The following is a 12,684-nucleotide window of genomic DNA, read 5'->3' as shown; positions in this document are numbered from 1 at the left end:
AAAATTGAGCCGGACAGGTGCCACGCCTGATGAGAAGGGTCAAGCAACTACAGCGCCGGCCCGCCAATTAGACGCGCCGGAGCCTCCGCGCCCTTTGATCTCGCTACTCGTCGTCGCGTTTCAGCCTGTACTCACCGGTCTCCGGATCCTGGACCAGCGTGCCCTGCGCCCCGGTCCGCTCCTCGCGGCGGGTCTGTTCACGCTGGCGCGTCAATTTCTGCGCGTCGGCCACGAACTTGCGATAACCGAGCCAGAAGATGAAACCTGCGATCAGGAGCAGGATGAGTTGCGGCATTTTTCCTCCAAGGCCATGGCGCGCGGGCTAGGGCGTTTCCGATCAAAGGAGCCGGTGAACGCCCTATCTCATTGTTTCTACGCGATTCCGGGTGCGAAACCGTCTTACAATTTCGCTGGAATTGCTTGGGCTCAAAGCCCGAACCGCGCCCACAATGCCCTTTCCTCGATTGCTTCGGCAAGACCCGCTGCCGCCGACGCCGCCAAGGGCTCGACAAGGGCGCCGGCAACGGCCGTGCCGGTCTGCCGTCGGCCGAAAAGGCTGCGCACCGGCTGGATGAGTTCTAGCCGCGCCTTGTCGCCGTAACGCTTCTTCACCTCGCCGCGCAGATCGCCGAGACCATCGATAAGCCCCAGTTCCAATCCGCGCCGACCGGTCCAGAAAAGGCCGGAGAAGATATCCGGATCATCGGCGAGCATCTGTCCGCGACGCGCCTTCACCATCTGGATGAAGGTATCATGGATGTCGAGCTGCAGGTTCTTCAGAAACGCGATGTCCTGCTCCTTTTCCGGCTGGAACGGGTCGAGCATCACCTTGTTTTCGCCGGCGGTATAAACGCGCCGCTCGACACCGATCTTCTTCAGGAGTTCCGGAAAGCCGAAACCGCCGGAGACGACGCCGATCGAGCCGACGATCGAGGTCGGATCGGCGATGATCTCGTCACCGGCGAGCGCGATCATGTAGCCGCCAGACGCTGCAACGTCCTCGACGAAGATCAGGACGCGCTTCTTCTTCTCCTGGGCGAGATCCCGGATGCGCTGGTAGATCAGGCGCGACTGCACCGGGGAGCCGCCGGGCGAATTGACGGAGATCGTAACAGCAGGTGCTTCCTTAATTGCAAAGGCCTTTTCCAGCAGCGGTGCCGCCGTTGCTAGGTTGAGCGCCGGCCGGAATTGCCCGCCGCCGGCCATGATCGCACCGTGAAGCCGGACAACGGGGATCGTCACGCCTTCCCTGCGAAATCGCCTCGGCAACAACCGTCTCAGGAACGCCTTCATTTCAACTCCTGCCTACTGGATCGCCTTGGAGCAGCGTGAGGAAAACCGCATGGCACCTTTCCTCATGCCGCTCCGATGGCCAAGTGTATTGGCCCATCCATGGCATGTATGCACTGCCACGACAAACGCAATGCCGCATACGGTAAATCAGCGGCGGCGATAGGCGGCGCGACCATTGTTGAGGTCGTCGACATGATCGGCGAAACGATGCCCCTCCTCATGCATGACGAGTGGCGCGCGCAACACCAGCCGCTTGCGGCTCTGCTTGATCGCCGTCACCAGGATGCGCACCGCGTTTTCGCCGACGCGCGGATGCAGCGCCGTGATCTCGATGCCGCCGAAGCGGCGGCCGCAGGCGGCGATGATCTCGGCGATCGATTCCGGCCGGGCAACCAACGACAGTTGCCCGCCCGGCTTCATGATCGCACCGGCCGTCTTCACCCAGACCTCGAAGAGCCCGTCGCTCATCGCATGGGCCTCAGCCTTGAGGCTGTCCGGCGTCTTTCGGTCGGAAGCGTCGTTGAAGGGCGGGTTCATGATCACGTGGTCGAAGCTGTCATCCGCCAGACCCGCCGCGACACGGGCCTTGCCGGCAAGCGAAACGTCGGTCTCCAGTACCGAGACCCGCGAAGCAAAGCGGGCATTCTCAGCCAGCAGCAGGCTGCGACGGGCATAGTCCGCCATGACCGGTGAGCGCTCCACCAGCACCACCTCCGCAGCTGCGATCCGCGAAGCGACGGCCATGCCGGCGGCGCCCGCACCGGCGCCAAGATCGGCGATGCGGCAGGGATGATCCGAGGAAACGAGCGATGCCAGCAGCATCGCGTCCATACCGGAGCGATGTCCCTGCCCCCGCGGCTGAACGACATGGAACTTGCCGCGATGGAAGGCATCGACGGTTTCGGTTGCGGCCGCCAGCACTGGGTCCGAGTTCACGACCGCAACTCCGCCTCGAGCCCGGCGTCGATCAGGATCCGCCGCGCAGCTTCCGCGTCCTCGTCCGCGACCAGAAAACGGCGGGGCAGCAGGCCGAGCGAGCCTTCCAGAATGCTCATCCCCTGATCGGCGATGAGACTTGCGATGCCGGCATCCTTCATCAGGCTCTCGGCAAAGGAGAGCACGACGGCATCGTTGGTACGGATCAATTCCTTCATCCGGCGGTTTTTCCTGTCCTATTTCAGCAAGCGGGACAATTCGCCTCTTGCCGCACGGGACACCCCTTCCTATTGTCGAAAGCGACAATGAAAACAGGAGTCCCGGTGTGGGCGTAGTGATACCGCTGGAAGACAGCAAAAACAAACAGGCGTCCGTTAAGCCGCTCGTCGACCTGACAGCGCCGGACATGGAGCGCGTCAACCAGCTCATCCTGTCGAAGGCCGGTTCCGACGTTCAGATGATTCCCGAAGTCGCCAACCACCTGATTTCTTCCGGCGGCAAGCGCCTGCGCCCGATGCTGACGCTCGCCTCCGCCTCGATGTTCGGTTACGAAGGCGACGCCCACGTCAAGCTCGCCACCAGCGTCGAATTCATGCATACGGCGACGCTGCTGCACGACGATGTCGTCGACGAAAGCGACCTTCGCCGCGGCAAGTCCACCGCGCGCACGATCTGGGGCAACCAGGCGAGTGTTCTTGTCGGCGACTTCCTGCTCGGCCAGGCCTTCCGCATGATGGTCGATGTCGGCTCGCTCGACGCGCTCGATGTGCTCTCGACCGCGGCTTCCGTCATCGCCGAAGGCGAAGTTCTCCAGCTTTCCGTCGCCAAGAACATGGAAACGACCGAGGACGATTATCTTCAGGTCATCCGCGCGAAGACCGCCGCACTCTTTGCCGCTGCCGCCGAAGTCGGACCGATCGTCGCCCAGACGAGCAAATCCGACCGTAATGCGCTGAAATCCTACGGCATGAACCTTGGCCTCGCCTTCCAGCTCGTCGACGACGTGCTCGATTATGGCGGCTCGTCGAGCGACCTCGGCAAGAATGTCGGCGACGACTTCCGCGAAGGAAAGATCACGCTTCCGGTGATCCTGTCCTACCGCCGCGGAACGGCGGAAGACCGGGCCTTCTGGCGCGAGGCGATCGAAGGCGGCGACAGCAGCGATCAGAACCTCGAAAAGGCGCTCGGCCTGATCAAGCGCTACGGCGGCTTGAGCGACACCATCGCGCGCGCCCAGCACTACGGCACGATTGCCCGTGATGCGCTGGCACCGCTGCCGGCGTCACCCTGGAAGTCGGCGCTCACGGAAGTGATCGACTTCTGCATCGACCGGGTAAGCTGACGGGACCTCAACCCTACCGGGACGACCGACAGGATTTTCTTGCCGCATTGCGCCAAAAAAGCCATTCTGTTCCTCAAGAGTTGTGCTGGGCTATATGTGGCTGACTCCGGAAACAACCCTCAGTGGTGCGCAAGACCGAGCAATCGGCACGAAAGGTTTGACATGCGGCAATTGACGATCCTCCGCCTCCTTAGCGGCGCAGCACTGCTGGCTCTCGCCGCAGTCAGCGGCAGCCACCAGGCCTTCGCGGAAGACAAGGTCGCCGCTGTCGAGGAAAGCGAACCCTTTGACATCAAGACGGTGAACACTTTCGCCGGCGCCTTCCTCGCTGCCCGCACCGCCGATACGGACCGCGACTTCGCGTCCGCCACCGAGCTCTACAAGATCGCGCTGCAGTTCGAACCAAACAACAACGACGTCAAGCAGCGGCTGATGATCACCCTGCTGATGGCCGGCCAGTTCGATGAAGGCGCCAAGATTGCCGAGCAGCTGAAGTCAGACCCGGCCGTCGAGCGCATCACCACCGTGATCCGCGCGATCGAAGCGATCCGCAAGCGCGAGTATCGCAATGCGCAGAAACTCCTGAACTACCAAGGCCCCAACGATCTCGACCGGCTGATGAACGGCCTGCTTTCCGCCTGGGCGAAGTTCGGCCAGGGCAAGCCGAAGGAAGCGCTGGCGCAGATCAACGGCCTGGAAGGCCCCGACTGGTTCCGCGTGTTCAAGAACTATCACGCCGGCGCGATCGCGGTTGCCGCGGGCGACAAGCAGACCGCACGGACCAGGCTCAACGATGCCATTCTGGATCGGGAAGGCGGAAGTGCTGCGCCTGACACCTTCATGCGGGCGGTCGAAGCGCTGGCTCGTTTCGAGGCGCGCGAAGGCAACAAGCAGAAGGCGCTCGATACCGTCGCCGTCGGCGAGAACATGGTCAACAACTACACGCCGCTGCAGGCGCTGAGGACCGACATCGAGAACGGTGTTCCGCAAGAACAGCAGGTCAAGAATGCCAGCCAGGGCGCTGCGGCCGTGCTCTTCTCGATTGGTGCTGCGCTCAATCGCGACGGCGCCGAGGATATCGTTTCGCTCTATCTGCAGACCGCCCGCCGGCTCGACCCCGACAGCGCCGACATCCTCGTGATGCTCGGCGGCATCGCCGAAAACCTGAAGAAGCCGAACGAGGCGATCGAACTCTACAAGGCTATCCCGGAGACCTCGCCGATGCGGCGCGTCTCTGAACTGCAACTCGGCCTGAGCTTGGCCAGCATCGGCAAAGTCGACGAAGCGAAGAAGCACCTGAAAGCGCTGATCGACGTCGATCCGAAGAACATCCGCAACTATCTCGCCTATGGCAGCGTGCTCTCCGACGCCAAGGACTACAAGGAGATGGGCACGCTCTACGACCAGGCCGTCGAACAGATCGGACCGGTGCCGAAGCGCAGCGACTGGACCGTGTTCTTCCAGCGCGGCATTGCCTACGAGCGCCAGAAGCTTTGGGACAAGGCCGAACCGAGCTTCAAGAAAGCGCTGGAACTCAACCCGGACCAGCCGCAGGTTTTGAACTATCTCGGCTATTCCTGGGTCGACATGAACATCAATCTCGACGAAGGCCTCGAGATGATCCGCAAGGCGGTCGAACTGAAGCCCGACGACGGCTACATCGTCGATTCGCTCGGCTGGGCCTATTTCCGCATGAACCGCTTCGACGATGCGGTGGTGGAACTGGAAAAAGCGGCTGAACTGATGGCCGGCGACCCGACGATCAACGATCACCTCGGTGACGCATACTGGCGCGTCGGCCGCAAGCTCGAAGCGGTGTTCCAATGGACACAGACGCTTGAGCTGAAGCCCGAGGAAGCCGAGATCCCGAAGATCAAGGCGAAGATCGAAAACGGCCTGCCGCCGCTGAAGGAAGAGGTTCCGGCCTCCGCCGATGCCAAGGAAACCGCGCCGAAGAAGGTGACCCCGGAAGCGGAAGCGCCGGCGCCGGACAAGAAGTCCTGATCGATCCATGATTGATGACGGCATCGCGGGCTTCACGCTGACGCGCGCGGCGCCCGCAAAGATCAATCTGGCGCTCCACGTCGTCGGCCAGCGGGCCGACGGCCACCACCTTCTCGAAAGCCTCGTCACCTTTGCCGATCGCGGCGACCGGATCGGCTTTGCATCGGCAGACGCCGACCTCTTTACCGTGTCGGGGCCCTTTGCCGCAGAACTGCCAATGGATGCCAGCGCCCAGGGCGGCAATCTGGTCCTAAAGGCGCGAGATGTCCTGCGTGAGGAACTGCGGTCCCGCAACCTCGCCGCTGCCGGCCCTGTTCATCTGCATCTCGAAAAGAATTTGCCCCTCGCTTCCGGCATCGGCGGCGGTTCCGCCGACGCGGCGGCGACGCTTCTTGGGCTTCTCCAACTTTGGCACGCCGCGATCGAACCCTCCCGCCTCGATGCAATGGCATTGGCGCTCGGCGCCGACGTACCGATGTGCCTCGCCGGCATTCCTCTCGTGGCGAAAGGCATCGGTGAGGACATCACGCCGCTTGCCGACCTTCCATCCCTGCCCCTCGTACTGGTCAATCCGCTCGTTGCCGTTTCGACGCCGGTGGTGTTCCGGACGCTCGCGAACAAGACCAATGCGCCGCTCGTTTTGCCTCAGGCTTCGGGAACGCTCGACGCGTGGCTGGCGGCAATGGCAACGATGCGCAACGATCTGCAGCCGCCGGCGCAGCAGCTGCAGCCTGTCATCGGCGACGTCTGCCAGTCGCTGATGGAGGCCGGGGCCCTGCTGGTTCGGATGTCGGGCTCAGGCGCCACTTGCTTCGGCATTTTCGACAACGGTGAGCGTGCGGCTGCGACAGCGCGTACTCTTTCGGAGGCGCAGCCCGGCTGGTACGTTCTCGCCTGCAACACGATAGGAAGAGGCAAGTAGAATGGCTGGCATCGACGAAAAACGCCCCTTCGTTCCCGTCGGAATTGCTGTCCTCACGGTGTCCGACACCCGCACGCTCGCCGACGACAAATCGGGCGACACGCTGGAGGCGCGGGTGCGCGACGCAGGTCATCGCCTGGAAGCGCGCGCGATCGTGCCGGACGATCGGGCGCAGATTTACGACCAGGTGAAGGCCTGGACGCTCGAACCGACGATCGACGTGGTGATCACGACCGGTGGCACGGGCTTCACCGGCCGGGACGTGACGCCGGAGGCGCTGGAGCCGCTGTTCGAAAAGCGCATGGACGGCTTCTCCGAGGTTTTCCATCGGATCTCCTACGAGAAGATCGGCACCTCGACGATCCAGTCACGCGCAACTGGCGGCGTTGCCAACGCCACCTTCATTTTCGTTCTGCCCGGCTCACCCGGCGCCTGCCGCGATGCGTGGGACGGCATATTGAAGCAGCAGCTCGATTACCGGCACATACCCTGCAATTTCGTCGAGATCATGCCCCGGCTCGACGAGCACCTCAAACGCGGTTAAGCCCGGATCCTCCACGTCCCATCGCACTTTCGGCCCGTCTGTTACCTTTGGAACTGACAGCCATTTTTCGTGCCTTTAGCGTCCGATCATCAGCCCACCGAAGATCGGACGCCGCACGTTTCTCTTCAGGCTGCAAAGACGCCTCCCCGCCGATATCCCCGGGCGGGGAGAACAAGGGGATACGACGTGCAGCCAGAATGCTGCCCGGCAAGAAATTTACCAGACAAGGTCATTTGAGAGCCACCTTGAGGTGCCGTCCCCTGGGACTGGCACCTTTTTAGTGCACAGCGATCAGGAGCGTCCCGGCGTCGGCTTGCTTTCGGTGACGACCCAGGCCGGAACGAGCTCCGTCGAGAGTTTGCGGACCGCCCGGACATTCGTCATGTCGCCGAGGCATCGATTGCCATCGGCCGCTGCGAGCGCATCATGTTTGTTCACCAGGAAACCCGTTTCCAGCGGCTTTCTTCGCCGGATCAGGCGGCGGAAGAACGGTTTGCGGTGCATTCTGGAATCGGAGAAGCGCGCGGGCGCCCTGTTGAGCGAGACGTATTCAGCAAGCTCGTCGATCCACCGGCCGATCGGACGGGCACCGGGTTCGAGCAGCATCAGCCATTCGCCGCGCGCCGAACGCACGACGTCGCCGAGATTCCAATCGACGTGAAAGCGGCAGCCGGCCGCTTCCGCCACACGCGACGAGCCGTCCTTGGAGCCGTGATCGAGGACAATCACATCACTGACGAGGCCCTCCACGGCGCCGGCGACGAGCACCGACAGCGTCTGCACCAGCTCGGCTTCGTTGTCCCGCGTTTCCATGATGATCGTCAGCATAGCCCGTCCTACCGCATCACACTCACAATTGCTACACGCACTGCTGGCTTGGCTGAAAACCAAACCGGGGAGCACGAAACTCCAAACGTACTGCTCCCGCTTTTTGTTCTTGAATTGTTCTCGTATTCGGGATAGGAAAATAATCAGAACAAAACGGGATCAAAGATCTGATTCCGGGGAGATTCCAATGAACGAGCTGTCTCAGATCAGGCAGGGTGCGCTTGCGCCCGCCAATACGGCAGATGTCGCCGAAGCGATGATGAGCGCAACAGGCTTGCGGATCGATATCGACCGCCGCCGCGGACGCGGCGCCGGGCTCAACACGTCCGGCCGCTTCGAGCCGCAGGCGCGGGAAAGCTTCGACGACGGCTGGGAAAGCCTGGAAGATCTGCCCCCCTTCAAGACCGAAGTCCAGGTCGAGAAGCCGCGGACGGTGATCACCCGCAACGAATCTCCCGATATCTCCTTTGACCGTTCGATCAACCCCTATCGCGGATGCGAGCACGGCTGCATCTATTGTTTCGCCCGCCCCACACACGCCTTCATGGGCCTGTCGGCGGGTCTGGATTTCGAGGCGAAGCTCTTCGCCAAGCCGGATGCCGCGCGGCTCCTGGAGCGCGAACTGGCGCGACCGGATTACAAGGTCAGGCCAATCGCCATCGGCACCAACACCGATCCCTATCAGCCGATTGAAAAGGAATGGCGCATCATGCGCCAGATCCTCGAAGTGCTGAGGGACGCCAACCACCCGGTCATGATCGTCACCAAATCGGCGATGGTCACCCGCGATATCGACATTCTCGCGCCGATGGCCGAGAAGGGACTGGCGCGGGTCGGCATTTCAGTCACCACGCTCGAGCGCAAGCTGGCGAGGACAATGGAGCCCCGCGCCGCAACGCCACCCAAGCGGCTGGAGGCGATGCGTGCCATTGCCGAGGCCGGCATCCCCGCCGGGGTTCTCGTCTCTCCGATCATCCCGGCGCTCAACGACCATGAGATCGAGCGGGTTCTCGAAGCGGCAAGGACGGCCGGTGCGACGGAGGCGAGCTATGTGCTGTTGCGCTTGCCGCTCGAAGTCAGCCCGCTGTTTCGTGACTGGCTTCTGCGCAACTATCCGGACCGCTACCGCCACGTCATGTCGCTCGTCCGCTCCATGCGTGGCGGCAAGGACTATGACGCCGAGTTCGGCAAGCGCATGAAAGGCGCCGGCCCCTATGCCTGGCAGATCGGCCGCCGCTTCGATCTCGCCACCAAGCGCCTCGGCTTCAACCCGACACGCCGCCAGCTTCGCGACGATCTGTTCGTGCCGCCGCTCGGAACGGGGGTGCAGCTCTCGCTTCTTTGAAGGTTTTCCGGAATGGCCTGCGTGATGGCTGTTCCGGGTTTGTGGCCAGCGATAGGCACCGAGGATGCCCGGGCAATGGGGGAGTTTTCGTCACCGCCCCTCAGGCAAGCCGGTGTGAACGCTAGAAGGTCGCAAAACAGTTCCGGTGCCCCGCCCCCGCCTGGGGCATCGGCCATCCCCCCCGTCCGCCGCCGCACTCGGACCTGGGGGCTTGAAGAGAATCGGTCGATCATGCGAATTAGACTTATGTCTCGCAGGTCGTCCGATTCTCCCCTTTTTCCCGATATCATCGAAGCACCCGATTTCAGTTTTGAACTCTCGGCAAGAGGTGATGGATATTGGCCGGTCGCCGGCGCCGATGAAGCTGGTCGCGGCCCGCTCGCAGGACCGGTCGTAGCGGCCGCGGTCATTCTCAATCCCGACGCCATTCCCGAGGGCCTCGATGACAGCAAGAAGCTCAGCGCGCAGGCGCGCGAGAAGCTGTTCGACGAAATCCTCGCGACATCGGAGGTATCGATCGCCTCGGCCTCGGCCGGCACGATCGATGCCACGGATATCCGCAAGGCAAGCCTGGAGGCGATGCGACGCGCAGTGGCGGGTCTTCCCTCGACCGTACGCTTCGTACTCGTCGACGGCCGCGACGTGCCGCCCGGGCTTTCATGCCATGCCAAGGCAGTCGTAAAGGGCGACGCACGGTCGCTATCGATCGCCGCCGCTTCGATCGTCGCCAAGGTTACGCGCGATCGTATGATGGCTCGCGCCGACCTCGCGCATCCCGGCTACGGCTTTGCGCTCCATGCCGGCTACGCGACCGTAACCCACCGGCGCGCCATAGAAACGCATGGTCCCTGCGCCCTGCACCGCATGAGCTTTCGCCCTCTGCGGCGGGACTAGTAGCGGCTGAGCAGTTCTTGGGAGCGCCGGCTCCGTCTCGCCCGTTTGCAGAAGAAATCTTGTCTGAGACACCAGCGCGTGCCCCCATAAGGTCACGCGCCGACGAATATGCGCGCGCGTAAAGTTTTAACGGGGTCACCGGCGCCGCGTGAGGCGGCCCGCCGTGAACCGGGGGCATGCGCGCTATCGTCTCAGCGATCGCCCGGTGTAACCCCGGGAGGCCGGCGCCTGCAGCCAAACCCGGTGCATGGCCCAAACAAAAAGCCCCGCACAGGGCGGGGCTTTTCAAATCCGGAATGTCCTGAGGACTAGTTCAGGCGTGCCTTGACTTCGCCAAGCGCCTTCGTGAACAGATCGCTCTGTGCACCGGCGTCGGCCTTGGCGGCGACGACCTTCTCGGCAGCGGCAATCGCCAGATCGACGGCAGCGGAACGGACGGCGTTGATCGCGTCGCTTTCAGCCTGCTTGATCTTCTGCTCCGAGAGAGCCGTGCGGCGAGCAACGTATTCCTCGGTCTTCTGCTTGGCTTCCGCCGTCAGCATTTCGGCTTCGCGCTGAGCGGCAGCGACGATACCGGCAGCTTCCGCTTCGGCATCCTTACGCTTGCGCTGGTACTCGGCGACAAGGCTCTGTGCTTCTTCTCGCAGACGCTTGGCTTCGGTCAGCTCGTTGCCGATCTTTTCGGCGCGGGCGTCGAGCGCCTTGCCGATCATGCCCGGAACCTTGAGATAGGCGATCAGGACGAAGAACAGGATCAGGCCGACGAGGGCATAGAAGGTCGCATCAAGATGCATGGTTCAGTGCTCCTCAGTTACCGGCCGATGCCTTGACGGCAGCGGTGATCTCGGCCTTGGTGACGGTTCCACCGATCAGCTGCTTGACGACAGCGGTCGCGGTTTCCTCAGCGATGGCGCCGACGTCAGCCAGTGCCTTTGCCTTGATGTCGGCGATGCGGTCTTCCGCAGCCGAAATCTTCTTGGCGAGATCGGCTTCGACGGCCGTGCGGTCTGCATTGGCCTTGGCCTTTGCGGATTCGCGAGCGTCGTCAGCGATCTTGTGACCCTTGGACTTGGCCGTTGCCAGATCCTGCTCGTAGGAAGCGATGGCCGCGTCGGCTTCGCCTTTGAGGCGGGACGCTTCATCGAGATCCTGAGCGATCCGATCGTGACGGGTTTCGAGAATTCCGCCGATACGCGGAATGATGACCTTCGACATCAGGATATAGAAGAGGCCGAACGTGATCGCGAGCCAAAGCAGCTGCGATGCGAAATGGGTCGAATCGAAGGGCGGGAACACGCCGGAGCCAGCCTCGCCTTCGTGGGCCACACCCGTTTCGGTGTGCACCTCACCGGCCGCAGCGGCATCGTGTGCTTCGGCGCCTTCAGTGGTGGTTGACTGCTGGGCATAGGCCGCGGTCACAAACATGCTCACCTCCAGGTGCACTCAAGAATATGCGCGGCCGCGGCCTTTTGACGGGCCGCGGCCGAAACTCCAGCCGATATTAGACGGCGAAGAGGAGGAGCAGGGCTACGAGCAGCGAGAAGATGCCCAGAGCTTCCGTAACGGCGAAGCCGAATACGAGGCGGCCGAACTGACCGTCAGCAGCCGACGGGTTGCGCAGTGCGCCGGACAGGTAGCTGCCGAAGATGTTGCCGAGGCCGAGAGCCGTGCCGGCCATACCGAGGCAAGCGAGACCTGCGCCGATGTACTTTGCTGCTTCCGCTTCCATGTTTGAACTCCTTCGAATGGTGTTGCGGCTTAGGATTGTGCTTCCGGCGGAGGGCCGGCCGAAAGCAAGCGACTGTTATTCCTTAGTGGCTTCCGGGATGGACAGCGTCGTTGAGGTACATGCAGGTCAGTACCGCAAAGACATAGGCCTGGAGGAAGCAGACGAGGAACTCAAGACCGGTGATGGCGACGGTCATGATGAGCGGCAGGATCGCGCCACCGATGCCGAGCGCGCCAAGGGCGCTGAGCGACGTGACGAAGCCTGCAAAGACCTTCAGCGTGATGTGGCCGGCCAGCATGTTGGCGAAAAGACGGACCGAGAGGCTGATGGGGCGGGAAAGGAACGAGATGATTTCGATCGCGACGACAAGCGGCAGAAGCACGCCAGGAACACCATGCGGCACGAAAAGCTTCAGGAAACCGAAACCGTGCTTGTAGAAACCATAGAGAATGACGGTACCGATCACAAACAGCGCCAGTGCGAAGGTGACGATGATCTGGCTGGTGATCGTGAAGAAGTACGGGAACATGCCGAGCAGGTTCGCCGTCAGGATGAACATGAACAGCGAGAACACCATCGGGAAGAACTTCATGCCGCCGCTGCCGGCGCCTTCGCGCAGCATCGAGGCGATGAACTCGTAGGACATTTCGGAGACCGACTGCATGCGGTTCGGGATCAGACCGCGCTGCGACGTCGTCAGATACAGGAAGCCTGCGGCAGCACCCACGGTCGCGACCATGAACAGCGACGCATTGGTGAAGGAAAAGTCAATTCCGCCAATCTCGATCGGGACAATCTTGTTGACCAGGAACTGGTGGGTCGGATCGTTTGACACCGCGCTTCTCTT

Annotated in this window: 15 protein-coding genes; 6 read left to right on the top strand and 9 right to left on the bottom strand. The window is 62.5% G+C overall.

Going from position 1 to position 12,684, the window contains the following annotated elements; translation table 11 throughout:
* Nucleotides 1-103: 103 nt before the first annotated feature.
* The 4 genes from ACN9MO_RS02485 to ACN9MO_RS02470 form a co-directional block, all read right to left on the bottom strand.
* Nucleotides 104-295 carry a hypothetical protein gene (locus ACN9MO_RS02485; RefSeq protein ID WP_113131948.1) on the bottom strand — a complete coding sequence of 64 codons (192 nt, stop codon included), beginning with the start codon at nucleotides 293-295 and terminating at the stop codon, nucleotides 104-106.
* A gap of 131 nt (nucleotides 296-426) precedes the next feature.
* Nucleotides 427-1,293 (bottom strand): S49 family peptidase, encoded by an 867-nt coding sequence (locus ACN9MO_RS02480; RefSeq protein WP_057250793.1) that lies wholly within the window; start codon nucleotides 1,291-1,293, stop codon nucleotides 427-429.
* Nucleotides 1,294-1,440: 147 nt separating this feature from the next.
* Nucleotides 1,441-2,229: a tRNA1(Val) (adenine(37)-N6)-methyltransferase gene (locus ACN9MO_RS02475; RefSeq protein ID WP_425986429.1), complete on the bottom strand. Its 789-nt coding sequence runs from the start codon at nucleotides 2,227-2,229 to the stop codon at nucleotides 1,441-1,443.
* Nucleotides 2,226-2,447 carry a DUF2007 domain-containing protein gene (locus ACN9MO_RS02470; RefSeq protein WP_057250796.1) on the bottom strand — a complete coding sequence of 74 codons (222 nt, stop codon included), beginning with the start codon at nucleotides 2,445-2,447 and terminating at the stop codon, nucleotides 2,226-2,228. Before ACN9MO_RS02470 ends, ACN9MO_RS02475 begins: the two co-directional genes overlap by 4 nt.
* A 107-nt stretch (nucleotides 2,448-2,554) precedes the next feature.
* Here ACN9MO_RS02470 and ACN9MO_RS02465 point away from each other — a divergent pair, with 107 nt between their 5' ends.
* From ACN9MO_RS02465 to moaB, 4 genes are all read left to right on the top strand, one after another.
* A complete protein-coding gene (locus tag ACN9MO_RS02465; RefSeq protein ID WP_058320418.1) occupies nucleotides 2,555-3,571 on the top strand; it encodes a polyprenyl synthetase family protein in 1,017 nt (338 codons plus the stop codon).
* 162 nt (nucleotides 3,572-3,733) lie between these two features.
* Nucleotides 3,734-5,575 (top strand): tetratricopeptide repeat protein, encoded by a 1,842-nt coding sequence (locus ACN9MO_RS02460; protein WP_058325458.1) that lies wholly within the window; start codon nucleotides 3,734-3,736, stop codon nucleotides 5,573-5,575.
* Nucleotides 5,576-5,582: 7 nt separating this feature from the next.
* Nucleotides 5,583-6,497 carry a 4-(cytidine 5'-diphospho)-2-C-methyl-D-erythritol kinase gene (locus ACN9MO_RS02455; protein ID WP_057250802.1) on the top strand — a complete coding sequence of 305 codons (915 nt, stop codon included), beginning with the start codon at nucleotides 5,583-5,585 and terminating at the stop codon, nucleotides 6,495-6,497.
* Nucleotide 6,498: 1 nt separating this feature from the next.
* The gene (gene moaB, locus ACN9MO_RS02450; RefSeq protein WP_113131949.1) at nucleotides 6,499-7,041 is read left to right on the top strand and encodes a molybdenum cofactor biosynthesis protein B; all 543 of its coding nucleotides are present in this window, start codon (nucleotides 6,499-6,501) and stop codon (nucleotides 7,039-7,041) included.
* Between the two features lie 291 nt (nucleotides 7,042-7,332).
* Here moaB and ACN9MO_RS02445 read toward each other — a convergent pair whose 3' ends face one another.
* Complete coding sequence (locus ACN9MO_RS02445) at nucleotides 7,333-7,869, bottom strand: hypothetical protein (RefSeq protein WP_058320419.1); 537 nt, start codon at nucleotides 7,867-7,869, stop codon at nucleotides 7,333-7,335.
* A 187-nt stretch (nucleotides 7,870-8,056) separates the two neighbouring features.
* Here ACN9MO_RS02445 and ACN9MO_RS02440 point away from each other — a divergent pair, with 187 nt between their 5' ends.
* Nucleotides 8,057-9,214 (top strand): PA0069 family radical SAM protein, encoded by a 1,158-nt coding sequence (locus tag ACN9MO_RS02440; RefSeq protein ID WP_057250809.1) that lies wholly within the window; start codon nucleotides 8,057-8,059, stop codon nucleotides 9,212-9,214.
* A gap of 246 nt (nucleotides 9,215-9,460) precedes the next feature.
* On the top strand, nucleotides 9,461-10,108 hold the full coding sequence (locus ACN9MO_RS02435) for a ribonuclease HII (RefSeq protein WP_113133189.1): 648 nt from the start codon (nucleotides 9,461-9,463) through the stop codon (nucleotides 10,106-10,108).
* 308 nt (nucleotides 10,109-10,416) lie between these two features.
* Here ACN9MO_RS02435 and ACN9MO_RS02430 read toward each other — a convergent pair whose 3' ends face one another.
* From ACN9MO_RS02430 to ACN9MO_RS02415, 4 genes are all read right to left on the bottom strand, one after another.
* Nucleotides 10,417-10,902: a F0F1 ATP synthase subunit B gene (locus tag ACN9MO_RS02430; RefSeq protein ID WP_057250812.1), complete on the bottom strand. Its 486-nt coding sequence runs from the start codon at nucleotides 10,900-10,902 to the stop codon at nucleotides 10,417-10,419.
* A 13-nt stretch (nucleotides 10,903-10,915) separates the two neighbouring features.
* The gene (locus ACN9MO_RS02425; protein ID WP_057250814.1) at nucleotides 10,916-11,533 is read right to left on the bottom strand and encodes a F0F1 ATP synthase subunit B; all 618 of its coding nucleotides are present in this window, start codon (nucleotides 11,531-11,533) and stop codon (nucleotides 10,916-10,918) included.
* Nucleotides 11,534-11,609: 76 nt separating this feature from the next.
* Nucleotides 11,610-11,837: a F0F1 ATP synthase subunit C gene (locus ACN9MO_RS02420; protein WP_025426100.1), complete on the bottom strand. Its 228-nt coding sequence runs from the start codon at nucleotides 11,835-11,837 to the stop codon at nucleotides 11,610-11,612.
* A gap of 82 nt (nucleotides 11,838-11,919) precedes the next feature.
* Nucleotides 11,920-12,672 (bottom strand): F0F1 ATP synthase subunit A, encoded by a 753-nt coding sequence (locus ACN9MO_RS02415; protein WP_057250816.1) that lies wholly within the window; start codon nucleotides 12,670-12,672, stop codon nucleotides 11,920-11,922.
* Nucleotides 12,673-12,684 lie beyond the last annotated feature (12 nt).

The sequence above is a fragment of the Ensifer sp. R-19 genome, from assembly GCF_049905105.1.
GTDB lineage: Bacteria > Pseudomonadota > Alphaproteobacteria > Rhizobiales > Rhizobiaceae > Ensifer.
The sequence above is the reverse complement of the archived record's forward strand: the minus strand, read 5'-3'. Positions and strand labels throughout refer to the sequence as shown.